This window comes from Undibacterium sp. MH2W (assembly GCF_049340215.1).
Taxonomy (GTDB): Bacteria; Pseudomonadota; Gammaproteobacteria; order Burkholderiales; family Burkholderiaceae_D; genus Undibacterium.
Map to the genome: position 1 here is coordinate 151,019 of NZ_JBMPPA010000002.1, position 19,605 is coordinate 170,623.

Consider the following 19,605-nt stretch of genomic DNA (forward strand, 5'->3'; position numbering starts at 1 on the left):
TCCGAGGTGTTTGCCTGCTGTTTGCGACAGAATGCAAAAATCGATGTCCGGAGAGTAAAAATGCATGATGAACGTTGCAAAATTGCATTTTGCTATTACACTGCACAAGGTATTCCGATGATGAACGTGTTGATGTCGTCCCGGATGTCAACGAACACTGAAAATTGCTTATGCCCACACGTCGCCACGTATTGAAAAAAAGTCTGCTTCTGACTGCCGCTGGTTTATTCAGCACCACCCGCATCGTGTCTGTCGCCAACGCCGCCGAAGAAAAATCGTCGCAGTTGCAACCACCACCTGATCTCTTTGATTCGCAAGCACTTGATATTGATTTCTGGGTCAAACCTCGGACCTTAGACATCATCCGCCCCGCCTCCAAGGAGCGTAGTACTTTGTTGTACTGGAAAGACGGTGAAATCATTGATTCCGCCTACCAAGAACTGTGCCATATTTTGCGCGACGTGAACGGCAAAAAGACCGTCGCGATGGATCCCAAATTGCTTGAAACCCTGTGGGCGACGCAAGCGTATGTCCAACGTTTCGGCATGACCCGTCCGTTAGAAATCCTCTCTGGCTATCGAACCCCAGAGTCTAATCGCCACTTGATCGAACAGGGCGTCCCTGCCGCCCGCCGCTCCTTGCATATGGATGGTAAAGCCGCCGATATCCGCATTCCCCAGTTACACGAAGAGGTGTTGGGTGAGCTGATTAGCAGCTTCAGGCAGGGTGGCGTGGGATTCTATTACCGTCAAACAGCGAACGGTGGCTGGATTCATACCGACACTGGGTTACAACGGAGTTGGAAAGGGTGAGGTTCCAGTCCGCCGCTTTTGAATAGATTGGGGTACTCATTCCAACCTTAAGTTCAAGCGAGCCTGCGATCACAACTTCCATCGCAAGCGCTACTTCAACATCGCCCTCAAACTAAGCCTCAACCTCAACCTTAACCTCAACTGCTACTACAACCATACCCACAACCCCGTCGCTCCCGCGCAGGCGGGAGCCCAGTGGCGCGGTAGCGCCTTGTAGGTGGTGAATTAGTTGTTGTGGTGGTTTGTACTGAGATAAAAATCCACTCGCAGTAGGAAAGCGCATTCGCGCACTGGATCCCCCGCTTTCGCGGAGGATGACGGGTGGGACGGCGGAGGATGACGAAGGGGGGCGGAGAATGACGAGAGGGGGGCGGAGAATGACGAGAGGGGGGCGGAGAATGACGAGAGGCGAGCGGAGAATGACGGTTGGGGGCGGAGGATGATGGGCGGAGAGGGCGCTGGATAACGAGCGTTTTAACCGTACCCTCCACCCCGTCGCTCCCGCGCAGGCGGGAGCCCAGTGGCGCGGTAGCGCCTTGTAGGTGGTGAATTAGTTGCAGTGGTTTGTACTGAGATAAAAATCCTCTCGCAGTAGGAAAGCGCATTCGCGCACTGGATCCCCCGCTTTCGCGGAGGATGACGAAGGTGGGGGCGGAGGGTGATGGGTGCTTTAACCGCACCCTCCACCCCGTCGCTCCCGCGCAGGCGGGAGGCACGAAGGTAGTGCGGAGGATGACGGGTTGGGGGATAGTTTACGGTTTTGCCGCCGGTGCGCTTGCTTTTGCCTCGTCGTAGGCGATGAACACGCTCATTTTTGCTGGATCGATATAGCGACGGAACGCGGCGTTGACCTGTTCAAGTGTCAGTGCTTTGATTTTGTCGTCCATGGCTTGCGACCACGCCCAGCTGCGGTGGAGGTACAAATTGCTGTTCCAGCCGCCTGCGACGCTGCCATCGTTGGTACGGGATTGCATGCGTTGTTGTAATAAGCCAGATTTCGCCTTCGCTAATTCTTCGGCGGTAAAGCCTTCTTTTAACGCACGGGCTAATTCTTCCTTAATCGCTACCTCGACACGGGCGATGTTTTGCGGTGCTGCGGTGCCGCTGATACTGAAACTACCGACAGGGTCGATATCGCCGGCTGTGAGTGACGAGCCGATGCCATACGACAGGCCTTCTTTTTGACGGACACGTTCCATCAACCGCGAGTTAAGGCCTGCGCCACCACCAAAGATGTAATTGGCAACGCGTAGGGCGGGGAATGCCTCGTCATCTTCGCGCAGGGACAAGGTCATCGCGCTGGCGTAGACACCGTTTGCTTTGTCGGGTGTGTTGAACACTTTACGTACAGGAGCTGGATCAGCACGTTGATTCACCAGACGCGTATAAGGTGCCTTGCTTTCCCATTGACCGAAGGCGCTAGCGATGGCAGCTTTGGTTGCATCGACGTCCATGTCGCCGACGATGGAGACTTCGCCTTTCGAGGCGCCGTAAAAATCACGGTGGAAAGCTCTGATATCGTCGAGTGTGACGGTGCGGATGTCATTGAGCGCCTGATCGAGCGTCTTGGCTGCGCGGTAGTCGCCTGCTGGATAGCTGTTGAAATACAAGGCCATTTCACGACCGACAATTGCGCCAGGTTCATTACGGGACGCTTCCATACCGACCAATGATTGATCGCGTAACTGGGCGAATTCGTTGTTTGGATAGTTGGCTTCACGGATGACGTGCGCGACTAATGCCAATGAGGCAGCGAGGTTTTCTTTGGTTGTTTGGTAGGAGAATAAGCCACCGCTCATTTTCAGTTTGGACATTTGATCATCGATCTCAGCGCGGCTGTATTTGCTGGTGCCGGCAGCCAATAAGCTGCTCGCAAGGCCGCTGACGGTGCTCTTGCCGAACAAACTCTTTTCATCACCCCAATGTAAAGAGATGGAGACGTTGACAGTCTCGCCGCGATTTTTCTTTGGCAGCAGCGCCACTTGCAAATGGCCGATGTGGCTAATTTGTGTCCGTTTATCCAAATTGGCTGGGGAGGGATCAAATGCCTCGCCTGTCAGTGTATTGGCTTTTGGCGTGAAATTTTTCATGACGTCAGCCATGGCTGGTGCCGGAGGCACTTCGGCGCGTTGTGGGGCATCTTCTGGTACGAACATACCCACCGTACGGTTGTCGCGGACCATATAGTGTTTGACTGCGGCGGCGACTTGATCCGACGTCATTTTATCGGCGTCGTCACGGTCTTTGAATAAATAACGCCAATCACCCATAGCGATGTACTCGGACATGCTGATGCCAATTGACTCGTGGTTATTGAGTAGATGTTCGAAGTTATTGGCGTTATCGCGTTTCACACGATCGATTTCTTCTTTGGTCGGGGGATTGTTTTTGAAATCTTCAATACCTGCGATCAGGGCCTCTTTCGCTGCTTCAATTGATTCCCCTTTTTTGACCGCTGCGCCAATCACGACGAGGCCTGGTTCAACACGACCCACCTCAGTCGAAAAGACTTGAACTACTTTCCCTGTTTCGACCAACTGTTTATGCAAGCGACCATGGGGTGCGTTAGTGAGGATATCGCTGGCGAAACCGATGGCGTCGCGATCAGTATGAAGATTGGCAGGGACTTTATAGGCAATCATCACCAACTGAATATCCCCCGCACGACGAACCATAAAGCTGCGTTCGCCATCTTGGGTTGGTTCGACCGTCCAGAATTGCGGTAGGGTGCGTTTCGGTTTAGGAATTTTGCCAAACGCATTGCTGATCCACTGCAACACTTTTGTCTGATCAAATTTACCAGCCACCATCAACACAGCATTATCTGGCTGGTAGTACTGATGATAAAACGCTTGGAGGTTTTCAATTTTGACGTTTTCGATATCGCTACGGTTACCAATGGTGGCATTGCCATAGTTATGCCAGTCGTAAGCAATGCTTTGCAAACGTTTCATGAGAACGCTGCCGGGCGAGTTTTCGCCACGCTCATACTCGTTGCGGACCACGGTCATTTCGGTGTCGAGATCTTTGCGTGCGACGTTGGAATTCACCATCCGGTCGGCTTCCATTTCCAATGCCCACTGCAGATTGCTGTCATCGGCTTGGAATAATTCGTAGTAGTTGGTGCGGTCGAGCGACGTGGTGCCGTTCATGCGCATACCACGTTTGTTAAATTCTTCCGTAATCTTCTGATGCTTCGGTGTGCCTTTGAACATCATGTGTTCTAGCAAATGCGCCATCCCTGTTTCGCCATAATTTTCATGGCGAGAGCCGACCAAATACGTCACATTGACTGTCACGGTTGGTTTGCTTGTGTCAGGCATGAGGAGGACACGCAGGCCATTGGGGAGGCGATATTCGGTGATTCCTTCAACGCTGGTGACTTGCGTCATGCCTTTCGGGAGCGTCTCTGAGAATGCGGCTGGCGCGGTAAAGAGGAGTGCTCCGCCGATAACTAACGCACGTAACACTGGCTTGAGCGAGACGGCACATGCTTTACTGCGAACAGAAGATGATGACATAGTGATCCTAGCGTTTCTGAAACAATTAAAAAAATACTGCGGGGAGTATATATTTTCCCCCTTGATTTTACATTGATAAATGATGCATTTTCACCGATACCCGGGGGAGTATTTGAAAGCCGTTACAATTTACTGACCATGAAACTTTGGCTACCGCTCCAGCTTTCGCCTGGTGCTAAGGTGATCGGCCGCATAATGGTTGCTGCTTCCACGCATAACATGCGCAGATAGCCATCGTCTTCCATGTCGCTGAGTTTGACCGCACCAGCCGGTCCTGGGTTCCATATCACCGCATCGGCAAAGCCGGTTGTGTTGATATGGAGATGTTGATGCGCTTGTTGAAGGCATAACTGGTCCGGCACGTTGGCATAAATACGGTCGGTTTCATCCGTGATCTGAAGCAATTCGGCACTTTCATGACAGCGATCTGTGCCTGTGAGGCTGTCGCGATAATACGTGCCTTGCAAGCCACGTAAGCGGGCTTGATGCACATTGTCGACCGCCAGATACGTGTGTAATGCAGAGGTGAAATGGAAGCTGGTGTCACCAGTGTTACTGATCGACAGCGCAATCTGAAGGAGATTATCGACGACGCTGACCGCTAATTCAGCGGTGAACACATACGGCCAAATGGTGAGTCGAGCGATATTTTCTTTTAAGCGAAACACCGCCTGTGCTGCGCCATCGTCGGTGTGCCCTTGTTGAACCAGACTCCAAGGTGCGGTGCGTGCAAAGCCATGCTTGGGGAGGGTTCCTAGACCTGCAAACTGTGGAAAAATAACCGGAACACCACCGCGAATGGCGACGCCCTCACGGAATTCAGTGCGCTTGCTTAAAAACAGCTGTTCCGTGCCTTGTGCCGGTATCCACGAGCACACATGGGCGCCTTGATGGCAAATACGTACCGTCGCTCCGTCGCGTGCTGTCAGAGTCAGAAAATCCATGAAATCGCATCCCATTCACTTCAGTTAAAGGAAGCTTATTCTATGTCAGCTGGAATACCTTGTTTGTGATTTTTTGCCATGTTTTTGCGGCAGACGCTAATGCATCGTTGGGATGCGTCTGCCGTTTTTCGTTAAGGAAATGATCTCCCCCATTTGCTTGGAGGGGGACAAGAATGCAATGGCACACACCGTGCCATGATTGATGTACCGATTACTGACGCAGTGCGGCCTTGATCATGTCTGCCGCTTTTTCACCAATCATCATCGTTGGCGCGTTGGTGTTGCCCCCAATGAGTGTCGGCATGATGGACGCATCCACGACTCTGATGCCTTCAAGACCGATGACCTTGAGGGTCGGATCGACCACCGCCATCGCATCCACGCCCATTTTGCACGTACCCACCGGATGATAGACCGTGTCGGCGGTAGCGCGAATGACCGCCCGAATTTCATCGTCGGTATGGACATTGGCCGTTTGGTAATCACTGGTGCGGGCGTTGGCTAAAGCAGGGGCATCCATTAGTTGGCGCGTCAGCTTGAAGCCTTTCACCATGCTGTCGAGGTCATCGGGATGCTCCAGGAAGCGGGGATTAATCAATGGTGATTCCAGTGGATCGGGGCTAGCGAGTGTGAGTTCACCGGTACTCTTTGGTCGTAAAAGGCACATATGGCAAGAATAGCCGTGGCCCAAATGCAGCTTGCGGGCATGATCTTCCAGCATCGCCAGCACAAAATGCAATTGAATGTCTGGTGCGACCATGCTTGGATCTGTTTTTAAGAATCCCCCGCCTTCCGCGCCATTGGACGAGAGTAAGCCACGGCGCTCGGTTTGATAACGGCGGAACTCGCGCAGCATCCGAACACTGCCACCAGCGCTGATGCCGAGCAGATCCAAGCTCTTGGCGCGGTACTTAAAGACAAAGTCAGGATGATCTTGTAAATTCTGTCCGACACCTGGCAGATGATGAACGACAGGGATGCCCATTGCTTGTAACGCCGTCGCGTCGCCCACACCCGAGAGCATCAATAACTGTGGACTTTGAAAAGCGCCCGCTGCCAGCAACACTTCTTTGTTTGCGCGGAGTGTTTTGAGCTGTCCGTTTTGGCGTAGTTGTACCCCAACGGCACGCTTACCTTCAAAAATAATTTTGGTGACATGGCACCCTGTTTCGACGCGCAAATTCGCGCGTTGCCCGATGTGTGGTCGCAGATAGCCGCGAGCCGCGGTCCAGCGTTCGCCTTCATGCTGCGTCACTTGATAGATGCCGATCCCTTCTTGTTCTGGACCATTAAAATCAGGATTGATTGGAAATCCCGCTTGCTTCCCTGCCTCGACATACAATTGTTGAAATGGATTGTCGCTGCGTAATTCACTTACCCGCAGTGGGCCAGATTGACCATGGAACTGACCGCCATGCGTTTCATTGTTTTCAGAATGTTTAAAATAGGGCAGTACATCGTCATACGACCATCCGGTGTTGCCTAAAGCGGCCCAGTGATCGTAGTCAGAACGGTGACCGCGGATATACACCATGGCATTCAGGCCTGACGAACCACCCAGCATTTTCCCGCGTGGCTGATAGCCGCGTCGACCATTCAACCCTGGCTGAGGCACCGTTTCAAAGGCCCAATTGTTGATCTTGGTCGGTAGCATTGCGACCACACCAATGGGCGTGTTGACCACCCAGCTGTCACCACCGCCACCCGCTTCTAAGACGGTGACATGGATAGTTGGATCTTCTGTGAGGCGTCCGGCGACAGCGCATCCTCCCGCGCCTCCGCCGACCACGATGTAGTCGCTGATGTCGTTCATGTTGTCTCCATGTTGATTGACGATGGTCATTCGTTGATCGTCATGTGTTATCAACGCTTCTCGATGCCATCTTATTATTTGCTGCACTGCAGTGTTGCTGCTTCTCGTAGAACCCTGTACGTTAATGCTCTGCATTGCATGAAGCGACGACAGGAGTGCAATGATATTAGTACGCCCGTTCGCATAAAGTAAGGACATTTGCTGCCATGTTGTACCCGTTACACAAACGCAGTACGTGGACGCGCTAGATCGCCCCGTATAAAGTGAAAATCGAATGACCCATTCCAATGCTGACGCGATGGCGCCGGTGTTATCGGTGCAAGATGCCATTTTTCCAGCGTATCCTTTTAGCGGATTGCTGGCGATTGCTCGTGAGCAACAGTGGAATCTGACAGATCTGTTCCCGGCCTTCACTAAAGAAAACAGCGATTGTGCCGAAGGGCGGGAGCTCGTCTGCGACGCCGTTACCCCCAATTCACGGATCAACTATCTTCAAGCACGCGAAGGATGGCTGCGCGCCCGCCAGATGGGAGGCGATGAACTGTGTTTGTGGTCGGGGGCGCGTAAATCGTTACCGCAACTGGGACAAATGGCACTGGGGATGGCTGCACAACCGACCTTGATGGACGCATTGCAGTTTGGTCTCGAATTTCAACTCATTGCTGGGTCCATGGTGCACCTACAGTTTGAAAGCGGGACACCGTATTCCGCACTGGTTGCGCATTCTTTGTTTGACGATGCGGAGCTTCACGATTTTTTGTCGATCGATCACTTACTGACCGCGGTCAATGCCGCGCATCAGTTGGCGGGGCCATCGTTTCATTTGGTTCAAGTGCAGTTGCGATTGCATTTGCCACTGAAGCGACCGCTGTTTGAACAGATGTTTGGTTGCCCGGTGCTGATGGGGGCAGATAGCAACCGTGTGATGCTGTCGAATGAGGTGCTGGCGCTGCCATTGTCTGCACCTGATGCCGCTCAGGTGCAATCGGCGCAGCGCGCCTGTGAGCAAGAACTTGCTGCCGTTGGTGCATTGGGACGACAAAGTTTATTGCGTATGTTGATTGCCCAGCAATGTGAATTTCGTACGGTCGATGAAATGGCCGCCGCATTACGGATGAGCCCACGTTCGTTGCAGCGATTGTTAGCCCGCGAGGGAACATCGTACTTCCAGATTACAGAAGGCGTGCGGATTGACCGCGCCAAACGTCTGCTGCAGTCCGCACACAGCCTCGACGACATTGCTGCCCAACTCGGCTATTCAGACGCTCGCAGTTTTCGTCGCGCCTTTAAACGCTGGACCCATTGCAGTCCCGCGGAGTATCGTGATCAACTCATTCAACGACCAAGGGCATAGGACGTCAATCTTTCTTTGTTAATGTGCTGCGTGGTTCATTGCATGGATGGGTAAATGAAACCAGAAGGTTGTACCTTTATCGGGGCAGCTATCGAAGAAGATCTCGCCACGCATTTTTTCAATGAGTGTTTTCGTGATCGACAGTCCTAGACCTGTGCCGCCCTGTCTGCGCGTGTTGGTGCTATCGGCTTGCGTAAAGGGTTCAAATAAATGGGTCTGAAACTCGAAGGGAATTCCTGTGCCATGGTCGCACACGGCAATCCGGTAGACCTCATCGGCCTGCGATAAGCGGACGATCACTCGCTCTCCCTCCGGCGAAAATTTCGCGGCATTGGAGAGTAAATTTGCCATCACTTGCATCAGGCGATCGGCATCGCCGAGACACCACGCTTGGTGCAGTGCAGGGGCGATCTCTGCTACCAATGAAACGCCCAGATGGCTCGCATAGGTGCTATTGACCTCGATGGCGTGATGGACCAGTGGCACCAAATCAATAGGCTCCGATTTGATCTCCATTTTGCCATTGGCCAATTTATCCATATCGAGAATATCGTTGACCAAACTGATGAGACGTTTACTGTTGGAGTTCGCAATGCGCACCAACTGTTGTGCTTCGCTGGATAAGGGACCGGCGACACCGGATTCGAGCAAGCCTAACGATCCGCGAATCGAAGTCAAGGGCGTCCGAAGTTCATGGCTAACGACAGAAATAAATTCGGTTTTGAGCTGATGCATCCGTAAGCGATCACTGATGTCGAGCGTAAACGCCACCCACTCTTGTCGAGAATTTTCGAGGTGGTTAACACCCACCAGCACTGGAATTTGGTGACCATCAGCGTGCTTGAGCATGATTTCAAAGGCAGCCGTGGCACCGTTGTTCATCAATTCGTTATAGGCTTGAATGCATGTATATTGATCGGCTTCTGACATGAGATGGCGCCAGAAAAAATGTTCGTTCAATATCTCTTCACGCGAATAACCACATAATTGACAGAACACGTGGTTCACATCGACCAAGTGCTTTTGTTGATTGCCGTGGATGATGCCAATGAGGCTTGAATTCATGAGCCGTTGCAATCGACTTTCGCTATCACGTAGGGCGTCGAGCATCTGACGTTGTTCTGTGATGTCTTCAATCATCCATACCGTACCTTGGTGGTAGGTTTCTGCAGACAAGGCGCGCCCCGCAACGCGAGCGATGAATGGTTCACCATCGGCACGGTATAACTGCCATTCCAACTCGATTAATTCGTCAGCGATTAATTTAGGGATGATGGCTTTGCGAAACGCTTCTTGGTCTGCCATATGGCGGTATAAAAATGCCGTTTTTACGCCGATCATCGATTGTGCATTATGGAAATGGCACAATTCAGCCAGCGCCTGATTGGCCCTGACGATGACATCATCGCAGACAAACATGATTCCAACAGGCGCATTGGCGATGAGAATTTCTAATTCTTTTGCTAATTTTTTATAACGATTTTTGCTGGCGCTGAGTAATTCTTGATTTTGCAGTAGTTCTTCTTCGATCTGTTTGCGCTCGGTAATGTCAATGTGTGTTCCCATCATTCGAACGGCACGGTCATTGGCGTCCCACTCGACGACTGCACCCATCGACATCACCCATCGCCATTGACCAAATTTATTTTTTTGTCGGAATTCGGCGTGATAATCCACCGCACCCCGTGAGGCAAAATGTGCTTGGTACGCTTTTCTTAGACCAGCAACATCATCGGGATGGACACCTTCGGCCCAAAAGTAGTCCCAGAAATGGGCGGGATCCGGAAAATCGTCGGCGTTATAGCCGAGCATTTGCATGTATTCTTGGCTAAACGTTCCCGCACCAGATTGGATATTGATATCGTACAAACCTTGGTTGGAGGCTTTCATCACTAGCCGCATTTGTTGTTGCGCGGCGAGTAATTGTTGTTCTGTTTGTTTGCGTTCGGTGTTGTCACTGATAAAACCATGCCACAACACACTGCCGTCAGGCATGCGCTCTGGGGTCGCATCGCCCACGAGCCAGCGTTCTGTACCGTCGTTACGAATAATGCGGTATTCGTGGTGCCAGATCGTCAGCTCGGCCGCCGACTCGCGAATACCGCTAATTAATCTGACCAAGTCATCGGGGTGAATCTTGCGGTACAAAATCGTCGCATCATTGAGCAATGCTTCCGGGCTGACTTCAAAAATCTCGCGCGCGCCCTCGCTCACAAACGGAAAAAGAAAATGCTGCTCGGAATAGCGTTGAAACTGAAAAAAAATACCGGGAAGACAGCGCGAGAAATTATTGAGTAAGGCGTGACTCTTTTCGAGTTCCTCTAACGACGGAGCTGGGGAGGGCGAGGTGTCGCCCGTCATCATGGCCGGATGTTCACGCATAAGTTGACTCGTCGCCCTAGTTGGTCGGCGGGGCGGTGATGCCACTGCCATTCGCAGACATGCGCGGTGCGGTCTGGAATGGGACAGTGTCTGGTCGCCATGCCCCAATTCATGAAAGCTACACTGAACGATTACTGACGTTGTGAGACGATCTGATTAAAGAAATCATACACACCTTGCTCGCTCATGCGGCGTGCGTTGGACAGCTCACCGCCTTTCGATGCGTACAGCACCGAGTTGTCAGGCTTTAAAACGACGGCGGCCGGAATCCCTTTTTTAATCGGATTGCCATAACTCGCTGCCAGATCGAGATTTTTGTCAAATTGGCCGACATTCACTTTCACCACCACAAACTTGCTGGCAATCAAGGGTGCGCTTTGGCCTTGCATGGACTTATTTAATTCCAAGCAATCCTTGCACCAGTTCGCGCCAAAGATGACGAGAACATCTTTGTTGCCGGTTTTGGCTTCAGATAACGCTTTGGTGATCATCGCCTGCGCATCGGCGCTTTCGTCATACGGATGCATTAAATCAGCGTGTGCAGTGCTGATACCAAGAGTCAAAGCGAGGCCGGCGAGTAAATGAAGAATTTTTTTCATGATGGAAAACAAAAGATAGTAATACTGAAATAGTGACCTAATTTTTACGCTTTGTCATTGCCATTGTCGTTCTTATTAAGGGTGCTATTCGTCTTGTGCCAGTGTTTTGTCGCTGTGGCGTTGCTGGCAGGAACCGTATCGGATGCGGTCTGGATGATTGAAAGATGGCTGTTAGATCAAATAACTGATTATTTGTACAGTAAAAATCAGAAAATCAGCTAAAATAGGGAGACCTAGGCTGTATTTTGAACCGGCAGCGTTGCATCCGCATGACATTCGTCATCAAAAGCCACACGCGCTGCCCCTTTGTTTTTGCGTATTGATTCTTGACCATGGCAACCACTCTGGCCCGACGTATTGCTCATTTGGATATGGATGCGTTTTATGCGTCCGTTGAGCTGTTGAAATATCCAGAGTTGCGTGGACAACCTGTGCTGATTGGCGGCGGTGCGTCGCATCAGCCCGTGGTGCAGGCGGACGGTACCCGCATTTTTTCTCGGTTAAAAGACTACGTGGGGCGCGGCGTCGCCACCACTTCCACCTATGAGGCCCGCGCGCTGGGCGTCCATTCCGCCATGGGCATCATGAAAGCCGCAAAAATAGCGCCCGAGATGTATTTACTGCCTACCGATTTTGATTCTTACCGACATTTTTCCGCGACATTCAAAGAAGCCGTCGCCCAGATTGCGCCGCAGATTGAAAATCGCGGCATCGATGAAATTTACATCGATTTGACGGACCATCCTGAAGAAACACATCGTCTTGCACAACGCTTAAAAAATGCGGTCTTTGAATCCACGGGCTTGAGATGCTCTATTTGTATCGCACCGAATAAGTTGTTGGCAAAAATTGGTTCTGATTTGGATAAACCAGATGGGCTGACGATTCTCTCAATGGACGATGTTGAAACGCGCATTTGGCCGTTGTCTGTCAAAAAGGTAAATGGTATTGGTCCCAAGTCGGCAGAGCGTCTTGCTTTGCTGGGGATTCTTACCGTGGGTGAATTAGCAGCGGCCAACCCTGGACTGTTGCAGGATCATTTTGGCGCTAACTATGCAAACTGGCTTTATAACGCGGCGCGTGGCATCGATCACCGTGACGTAGTGACCTATTCAGAGCCCAAAGTGATTAGCCGCGAAGTGACCTTTGAACGTGATTTGCATGCTGTGACCGATCGCGAGACGCTGACAGGTATTTTCACGAACTTGTGTACGCGGCTGGCTGATGATTTGAAAAGAAAAGGATACCGCTGTGAAACCGTTGGCATCAAGATTCGGTATCAAGATTTTCGTATTTCGACGCGTGACATGACCTTATCGGCAGCCACAGCCGATCATGCTGTGATCCGCAAAGCCGCTGGTGAATGTCTGCGCCGCATTCCGCTTGAACATAAGTTCCGGTTACTAGGAGTCAGGGCTGGAACGTTGATCAAAGAAAGTGACGCTCGTCGACAGTGGCGAGGAACGCAGGGCGTTTTATTTACTGATTGGTGATGACGGTGGGGCGGGGAGATTGTTCCCGACTGACATGACTGGCCTTATGTGGCTTGTGCATGTTATCGATCGCCACTCATTGCCACTCATTGCGACTCATTGCTACTGGCCGCATGAGGAAGCTGCCCGAAATATTGATTTTCGAATTGCTTGAGTTTGACGCTTGTGAGGCCGGCATTAAACGCCTTTTGCAATCGCAAGCCTTTGGCGTTGCGTTGAAAGCAGATGTGCATCGTAAAGTTAGTCAGTTCTTTCGGATGAAAAACGATATTGTATTTTTCCTTGTCCAGGCTGTTATCACTGATGAGTAACTGGCGTAGGACATTTTTATCAATCACGATGACATCCACGCGACCAGCGAGTAATTTTCTAACATTGCTGATGTCGGACGGTGCGGCATCTGTGGTGAGTACATGTTGTTTGACAAGGCGATCAAATCCCTCACCGTTGGCGTACTCATGCACGATACCGATGTTGTAACCCTTTAGATCCGTTAACGTCGCCCAATCGAAACGCTTATTTTTTAGATAAGCAAAACCGATCGTACTATTGCCTAGAGTGTTAGAAAAATAGCAGGTTTTTTCCCGCTCCTTAAGATAGAAAGCAGGAAAATAGCCAGCAAAATCTTCACCTTCCAAGCCCGCCTGCACAGCGCGACTCCAGGGAAAATAAGAAATGCTGACAGGAAGTTGGCTTTCTTTCGCACCGGCCTTGACGACGGCAGATACGAGACCTTCTTCTGGCAATGTGTGACTGACATAGGGCGACCATTCAAGCGAGGCCAGATGGAGTTTGTCGCGCTCAGCCGACGAAGCAGGTGCGCTGGTAGCAACAACCAACATCATCAACAACATGAAACAGAAAGCGCGCATTGTTTTGAAAAATAAAAGTGGGTGACAGAGTTTAGCGCATGTATTTGTTTCTGAGTTTTTCTAGTAAGCCGGATTGTTGTACTTTGTTGAACGCTCCACGAATTTTTTGTATCAACGCGGGATCACTTTGTTTATTCATTGCAAAGTAATAGCTATTTTTATCATCTAATAGCCACACCGGTTGTAGCTCTGCGGGATCTCTTTGCAGACTTTTCATCAAAAATGCGGCACCCCAATCTTGGGAAACAATGAGATCTGTGCGACCTAATAATAATTTTTTTACATTGGAATCAGACGTGGGGGCGAAATCGACGTGGGATTCGGCGATACCCGAGACAGTGAGATATTCTTTTGTCGCCGCCATTTCTCTCACGAGTCCCACTTTGTATTGGGTGCTGTCGGCGATGGATTTGAGTTGAATATCGCGCCGGCTTTTGAGTTTATATAAGTAAATCTGCCGGGAACTGATGGGGCCTATCCACTCAAACAACTCCTCGCGTTCTGGCGTTCGTGTCGTTGAATAGAGCAAAGTATTGGGTTGGGTCAGTGTTGTCTGATAAGCACGTGCCCAAGGCATGAGAGAAATGGTTGTCTGGATATTGGCTTTTTTCAGCACAGCTTGAATGACTTCTGTCGCGTAGCCAGTGACAACGCCATTGATTTCATAGTTAAGCGGGGGAAGATTTTCAGTAACGACAGTCAATTCCGTTGCCAACGTGACCATTGGAAGAACACAGATGCCAATCAACACGATGCAACGTTGTAGCGAACAATGAAAAAGATCAAAACGCATAGACAAGTAGGACAGTCTGGTGACACACCGAATGTGTCGGCAACGCCATCGATAAATAACAAAAAAAGCGTGATATGAAGCGCAATGTGCTTCACTCAGCCAGCCTCATGCGATAAGCCCTGATGCGCACATGTCCTGATATTAATGCATTTTGCCTCTTTTTAGCGTATTCATCCGATCTTTCCTTTTTTCCCAAAAAAAATGCCTCTCGTCTTTCGAACGAGAGGCTGGCTTACTGCGAAGGGATGCCGTTCAACGACACCCTAGAGGGCGAGGATTATTTAAAATCACCCCCAAACACGCGTGTTAGTTTTTCATAAGAGATGTATTTTTGTAACGCTGCTTTGATGTCTGCACCAGTGACCGCAGCGATCTTTTTATCGAGATCCGCATCACGCTGCATCGTCAGACCCAAGAATAAATTTGCTGCCAGTTCTTGGGCGAGCAGACTGTCTTGGCTGCGTTGGAGCTGACGTTCTTGCAAGTAGCTTTTTTTACCATCCTCTAATTCTGCGGCAGTGAAGCCTTCTTTGACTGCGCGATTAATTTCTTCGCGCATGCCTGTTTCCAGTTTTTCACGATTTTGTGGTGCGTAAATCGCGTAAGCAGAGAAACTACCAAAGTTATCCAGATAGGATGCAGAATACCCCGAACCACCACCGTAGCTGATGCCGTCTTTCTGACGAATACGGTTGAAGATACGCGAGTTGACGTTACCACCGAGCAGATAATTCGCCATCACCAGCGCAGGGTAATCGGCATGTTGTTCACCCGTTGGCAAGTTCATGCTGGCAAAGAAAAACGCATTCGCTTTATCGGGCGTTTGGATGCGGAGATCTTTGGCGGGTGTTTCGTTGTACACGCGATTGAGACGTTGGAAAGCTTGTTCGGATTTCCATGCACTAAAGGTGGATTCCAATTGGCTCTTCAATGCGGCAGAATCAAACTCACCGACAACAGCGATCTGCGCCTGATCGTTCTGATGAATACCGTAAAACGATGTCCAGAAAGCTTGTACGTCTGCCAGCTTCGCGCCTTTCAAGGCTGCGATTTTTTCTGAGATGGTATGGTAGTAGCGTGGGTCATCCGCTGGCCAATGATTATTCGCACTGCGAACGGCATCGACCGCTAATGCTTGCGGATCTTTGCTTGATTCTTCTAACTGTGCAAGTTGTGCATTGACTAACTGCGCAAACTCGTCTGCATTGAAGGCGGGATGACGTAAGGCGTCACTCACCAGTCCGACTACCTTGGGCAAGTTGTCTCGTACGGTTTCAACGCTGATATTGACGCTACCGACACCACCTGAAATTTGTACTTTCGCTTTGAGCTTGTCGAGCTCTTCAGTGAAGGCTTGATGGCTCAGTTTTTCAGTGCCGCGGTTGAGCATCGCTGCTGTTAATTCAGGAATGACGCCTTTGTTTTTGAGGCTTTGCGCGTCTCCCATATACAGATTCATCGCCATCACGACCGTATTACCGCGGGTTGTTTTTGGCAACAATGCGTACTTCATGCCATTGCTAAGAATGCCTTTTTCAGTACGCTTATCGATGTTGGCAGGAGAACTATCAAAGACTTCGCCTTGTGCGATTGCGGCGCTCGGCTTAAAGGTTTTTAATTCTGCGACTACGTCTGCCTTGGCAGGTGCTGGAGCGCGATCCGGTTTAGCATCAGGAATAAAGCTGCCTGTGGTGCGATTGCTCGTTTTAAGCCACGTAGTGGCGACGCGCTGTACATCTGCGACCGTGAGTGCATTGACGCGATCACGGAATAACAACATCAACCGCCAGTCACCCGAAGCAATATTGTCCGACAGTGCAACCGCAAATTTTTCAGGATCGTTAAAGACCTGCGCCAAATCCGAATTCAGTTTTGCTTTGGCGCGTGCTAATTCTTCTTCCGTCACTGGTTTTTGTGCAAAGCCTTCGATCGTGCTGACCATGATTTTTTTAGCTTCAGCTGTGTCTTGATCCCCACGGAGGTTAGCGCCGATTAACAAAAATCCAGGTTCATCGAGATTAGCAGCGTAAGGGAATACGTCAACGGTTTTCTTCGCTTCGACCAAGGCTTTATAGAGACGACCATTAGGACTGTCGGCCAAAATCAGTGCCAGCGCTTCTGTTGCTGGGTAGTCTGCATTGGCCGCAGGCATGGTGTGATACATCGCAACTACAGCAGGGGATTCACCGACGCGACGCACCGTGACGTCGCGTTCGCCGTCTTGTGCCGGATCGAGGGTATAGGTTGGCTCAAGCACGCGCTTTGGTCGGGGGATTTTGCCGAATTGTTGTGCCACTAATTTCAGCACTTGATTGCTATCAAATGCACCGGCGACCGTGAGTGTGGCATTGTCTGGCTGATAGTATTTACGCCAGAATGCTTGTAAGTGCGGAATATTGACATTCTCCACGTCCGTCCGTGCACCGATGGTGTCTTTACCGTAGTTGTGCCATTGGTAGGAACTCGCAATGACGCGCTGCATCAACATGCCGATGGCAGAGTTTTCATTTTTTTCCATCTCGTTTCTGACAACAGAAAATTCTGTTTTCAGGTCATCGCCGGAGATTCTGGAATTGACCATGCGGTCTGCTTCCATGGACAAGGCCCATGTCAGCGTCGCAGGATTGGCGGCGAAAGTTTCATAGTAATTCGTGCGGTCATATGAGGTAGTGCCATTGAATTGCACGCCGCGTTGTGACATTTCTTCCCATAAGCGCGGATGTTCTTTACTGCCTTTGAACATCAGATGCTCTAACAGATGCGCCATTCCGGTTTCGCCGTAATTTTCGTAGCGGGATCCCACGCGATAAGTGATGTTGACGGTGGTGCTTGGTTTACTGGCATCGGGCACTAACAAGACGCGCAATCCATTCGGCAGCAGATATTCATTGATGCCTTCGACCGTGCGCACAAACTGCACTCCAGCGGGAAGGATGGCCTGTTTTTCAACAGCGGGTTGTGTGGCCGCGATCGCAGGCACATGCATCAAGCCGCCAAAAGCCATCGCCAAGGACGCACTCAATAGAGAAAATGAAAAACGCGAAGACATCATAGAACCCTTTCAGAAACGAAGATGTAGGAAAAAGATCTTTCCTTGAGCTGAGGACTGCCAATGGACGCAGCAAGTACACGTGCACGTACCAAACGCAAACCAGAGAAAATAGAAAAATATAAATTATTAATTAACAATAATTCAAATGAGTGTAGCAGAGGCAAATAAAAGATGTCGACGCAAATATATTAAGATCGAACGAGAAAGAACGTCGAATACGTGTTCACCACGGGATTCATGGCATGCGAAAAGTGGATGGGGGAAGTGTGGGGCGACGACATCTTGCCCAAGAGAAGTGGTGCGACCGACAGGAATCGAACCTGTATTGCGAGCTTCGGAAACTCGTATCCTATCCGTTGGAAGACGGTCGCGTTGTACTTACTTCAGAGGTTCGCAATTGTATATGTTTAACAGCGTTTTTGCATTGCGTGCATTGCAATATTTTTGTGAAATCCTGAATAAATCGCTGTTTTCGTGGCCTTCAGCGAGAAAAGGTAGGTTTCTGATCAGAAAAACGAGCTTTCCGTCATTCAAAGGAAAAACAAAACAGACCCAGGGCTGAGCCGGATGGCAAAGAAATCTTCCCGTTCCCACTTTTGCCGTACCGCACAACAACATTTACTGATGCAAATCAGACAAACGCCGCTTTTGATAGCAAACGGCGAACTTTTGGTTCTATAATCAAAAACTTTAGTGTCAGTTGATTTAGATCACTGGCAAGCAACCGGGATGACCATTTCATTTGCAAAGAGGAAACCATGAGTGATGCGCACGACGAACACGAATCAGTGATTAAGACACCTAAACAACTCATCGCTGCAGTTCTCGCGGGTTTTTTGGTTCCTATCATTGGCATACTATTACTGGTGCAATTTGTATCCAATGATAAAAAAGTCAGTGCTGGTTCCTCTGCCTTATCAGCAGAAGCGGTTGCAGCGCGTATTCAACCGGTTGCCGACCAAGGCTTTACTTTTAAGGATGCAAGCGGTCCTAAGCAATTGCAGTCGGGTGAAGCCGTCTACAAAATGGTGTGCTCGGCATGCCATGCGACTGGTGCAGCGGGTTCACCAAAGTTTGGTGACAATGGCGCATGGGGCCCACGTCTTGCTCAAGGTTACGATACCTTGGTTCAGCATGCGGTTGCGGGTATTCGTGCCATGCCAGCCAAAGGCGGCAATCCTGATCTAGACGACGTTGAAGTCGCACGTGCTGTTGTGCACATGGCCAATGGCAGTGGTGCACAATTTAAAGAACCAGAAGTGAAAGCACCGGCAGCACCTGCTGATGCGCCAGCGAAATAAACGAACCTAACAAGAATCTGGGTAACATTGACTTGATACACCGCGTGATGTTGATGTGTTGATTGACCAGATAGGCAAAAAAAGCCGCTCATTCGTGATGAATGAGCGGCTTTTTTTATGTCAGATGCCTTTCGCCCGCCTTTTAGACGCTCTGTCGCTTCACTTTAGATGCTACGAGGCATGACCTTGTTTTCTATGACGTGTTTCCAATGATCTAAACATGGACCCCTATCAATTCCTTTTAAGAAATTAACTTAAAGATAATTTCAGTATTAAAAAATCATTTTTTTGACGGACTAAGGCAGCTTCAAAGCAACACCAAGAATTTTTATTTGTAATAAATAGTATATTTTTTGTCTCGCACATTGTTGGTGCGAAAAAGGTCCTGAAAGGAAGAAAGGCCTCCGCCTGATCTGAATGGCAACGGGGCAGAAAATAATAAAAATGCCCCAATTTCGCTCTATTTTGCGTTTTATATCGCTTCTAGCAAGCACACGCGAATTTTATTAAAAAACGACGCCGATATTGCTTTGCACCAAAATTGATCGCTTTGATAGGTGCCAACAACAAGAAAAAACATATTTGAAACATTGCTGTTACTAAACTTTTAAAAGTGTCTCTTTTTTGCATGTTCGGCGACGGGCATCAGATTGACACAGTGCATACCAA

General features: G+C 50.0%; 12 protein-coding genes and 1 tRNA gene. 4 read left to right on the top strand and 9 right to left on the bottom strand.

Annotated elements, in window-relative coordinates:
- Positions 1-170 precede the first annotated feature (170 nt).
- On the top strand, positions 171-812 hold the full coding sequence (locus tag ACO0K2_RS05095) for a YcbK family protein (RefSeq protein ID WP_423016426.1): 642 nt from the start codon (positions 171-173) through the stop codon (positions 810-812).
- Between the two features lie 752 nt (positions 813-1,564).
- Here the strand turns inward: ACO0K2_RS05095 and ACO0K2_RS05100 are convergent.
- From ACO0K2_RS05100 to ACO0K2_RS05110, 3 genes are all read right to left on the bottom strand, one after another.
- On the bottom strand, positions 1,565-4,333 hold the full coding sequence (locus ACO0K2_RS05100) for a M16 family metallopeptidase (RefSeq protein WP_423016428.1): 2,769 nt from the start codon (positions 4,331-4,333) through the stop codon (positions 1,565-1,567).
- Positions 4,334-4,455: 122 nt separating this feature from the next.
- A complete protein-coding gene (locus ACO0K2_RS05105; protein ID WP_423016430.1) occupies positions 4,456-5,277 on the bottom strand; it encodes a D-hexose-6-phosphate mutarotase in 822 nt (273 codons plus the stop codon).
- Between the two features lie 211 nt (positions 5,278-5,488).
- The gene (locus ACO0K2_RS05110) at positions 5,489-7,090 is read right to left on the bottom strand and encodes a GMC family oxidoreductase (RefSeq protein ID WP_423016432.1); all 1,602 of its coding nucleotides are present in this window, start codon (positions 7,088-7,090) and stop codon (positions 5,489-5,491) included.
- A 274-nt stretch (positions 7,091-7,364) separates the two neighbouring features.
- Here ACO0K2_RS05110 and ACO0K2_RS05115 point away from each other — a divergent pair, with 274 nt between their 5' ends.
- Positions 7,365-8,444 (top strand): helix-turn-helix domain-containing protein, encoded by a 1,080-nt coding sequence (locus ACO0K2_RS05115; protein ID WP_423016434.1) that lies wholly within the window; start codon positions 7,365-7,367, stop codon positions 8,442-8,444.
- A gap of 18 nt (positions 8,445-8,462) precedes the next feature.
- Here the strand turns inward: ACO0K2_RS05115 and ACO0K2_RS05120 are convergent, their stop codons facing one another.
- Entirely contained in the window at positions 8,463-10,826 is a 2,364-nt protein-coding gene (locus ACO0K2_RS05120) for a PAS domain-containing sensor histidine kinase (protein WP_423016436.1), read from the bottom strand.
- A 131-nt stretch (positions 10,827-10,957) separates the two neighbouring features.
- Positions 10,958-11,425: a thioredoxin family protein gene (locus tag ACO0K2_RS05125; RefSeq protein WP_423016438.1), complete on the bottom strand. Its 468-nt coding sequence runs from the start codon at positions 11,423-11,425 to the stop codon at positions 10,958-10,960.
- A 332-nt stretch (positions 11,426-11,757) separates the two neighbouring features.
- On the opposite strand from ACO0K2_RS05125, the gene ACO0K2_RS05130 reads away from it, so the two are divergent.
- Positions 11,758-12,918 carry a DNA polymerase Y family protein gene (locus ACO0K2_RS05130; RefSeq protein ID WP_423016440.1) on the top strand — a complete coding sequence of 387 codons (1,161 nt, stop codon included), beginning with the start codon at positions 11,758-11,760 and terminating at the stop codon, positions 12,916-12,918.
- Between the two features lie 86 nt (positions 12,919-13,004).
- Here ACO0K2_RS05130 and ACO0K2_RS05135 read toward each other — a convergent pair whose 3' ends face one another.
- The 4 genes from ACO0K2_RS05135 to ACO0K2_RS05150 all read right to left on the bottom strand — a co-directional run bounded on the left by ACO0K2_RS05135 (position 13,005) and on the right by ACO0K2_RS05150 (position 18,006).
- Positions 13,005-13,772 carry a substrate-binding periplasmic protein gene (locus ACO0K2_RS05135; protein ID WP_423016442.1) on the bottom strand — a complete coding sequence of 256 codons (768 nt, stop codon included), beginning with the start codon at positions 13,770-13,772 and terminating at the stop codon, positions 13,005-13,007.
- Between the two features lie 49 nt (positions 13,773-13,821).
- On the bottom strand, positions 13,822-14,541 hold the full coding sequence (locus ACO0K2_RS05140) for a substrate-binding periplasmic protein (RefSeq protein WP_423016444.1): 720 nt from the start codon (positions 14,539-14,541) through the stop codon (positions 13,822-13,824).
- Positions 14,542-14,860: 319 nt separating this feature from the next.
- Positions 14,861-17,635: a M16 family metallopeptidase gene (locus tag ACO0K2_RS05145; protein ID WP_423016446.1), complete on the bottom strand. Its 2,775-nt coding sequence runs from the start codon at positions 17,633-17,635 to the stop codon at positions 14,861-14,863.
- Between the two features lie 296 nt (positions 17,636-17,931).
- Positions 17,932-18,006 (bottom strand) — tRNA-Arg (locus ACO0K2_RS05150).
- A 387-nt stretch (positions 18,007-18,393) separates the two neighbouring features.
- Between ACO0K2_RS05150 and ACO0K2_RS05155 the strand changes: the two genes are divergently transcribed.
- Positions 18,394-18,936 carry a c-type cytochrome gene (locus tag ACO0K2_RS05155; protein WP_423016448.1) on the top strand — a complete coding sequence of 181 codons (543 nt, stop codon included), beginning with the start codon at positions 18,394-18,396 and terminating at the stop codon, positions 18,934-18,936.
- The last annotated feature ends 669 nt before the right edge of the window (positions 18,937-19,605 follow it).

What these genes read in the sequence shown, in the direction of transcription:
- ACO0K2_RS05105 (WP_423016430.1), bottom strand. Translation starts at nt 5,277, where the DNA reads ATGGATTTTCTGACTCTGACAGCACGCGACGGAGCGACGGTACGTATT.
- ACO0K2_RS05135 (WP_423016442.1), bottom strand. Translation starts at nt 13,772, where the DNA reads ATGTTGTTGATGATGTTGGTTGTTGCTACCAGCGCACCTGCTTCGTCG.
- ACO0K2_RS05115 (WP_423016434.1), top strand. Translation starts at nt 7,365, where the DNA reads ATGACCCATTCCAATGCTGACGCGATGGCGCCGGTGTTATCGGTGCAA.
- ACO0K2_RS05120 (WP_423016436.1), bottom strand. Translation starts at nt 10,826, where the DNA reads ATGCGTGAACATCCGGCCATGATGACGGGCGACACCTCGCCCTCCCCA.
- ACO0K2_RS05110 (WP_423016432.1), bottom strand. Translation starts at nt 7,090, where the DNA reads ATGAACGACATCAGCGACTACATCGTGGTCGGCGGAGGCGCGGGAGGA.
- ACO0K2_RS05100 (WP_423016428.1), bottom strand. Translation starts at nt 4,333, where the DNA reads ATGTCATCATCTTCTGTTCGCAGTAAAGCATGTGCCGTCTCGCTCAAG.
- ACO0K2_RS05155 (WP_423016448.1), top strand. Translation starts at nt 18,394, where the DNA reads ATGAGTGATGCGCACGACGAACACGAATCAGTGATTAAGACACCTAAA.
- ACO0K2_RS05145 (WP_423016446.1), bottom strand. Translation starts at nt 17,635, where the DNA reads ATGATGTCTTCGCGTTTTTCATTTTCTCTATTGAGTGCGTCCTTGGCG.
- ACO0K2_RS05130 (WP_423016440.1), top strand. Translation starts at nt 11,758, where the DNA reads ATGGCAACCACTCTGGCCCGACGTATTGCTCATTTGGATATGGATGCG.
- ACO0K2_RS05125 (WP_423016438.1), bottom strand. Translation starts at nt 11,425, where the DNA reads ATGAAAAAAATTCTTCATTTACTCGCCGGCCTCGCTTTGACTCTTGGT.
- ACO0K2_RS05095 (WP_423016426.1), top strand. Translation starts at nt 171, where the DNA reads ATGCCCACACGTCGCCACGTATTGAAAAAAAGTCTGCTTCTGACTGCC.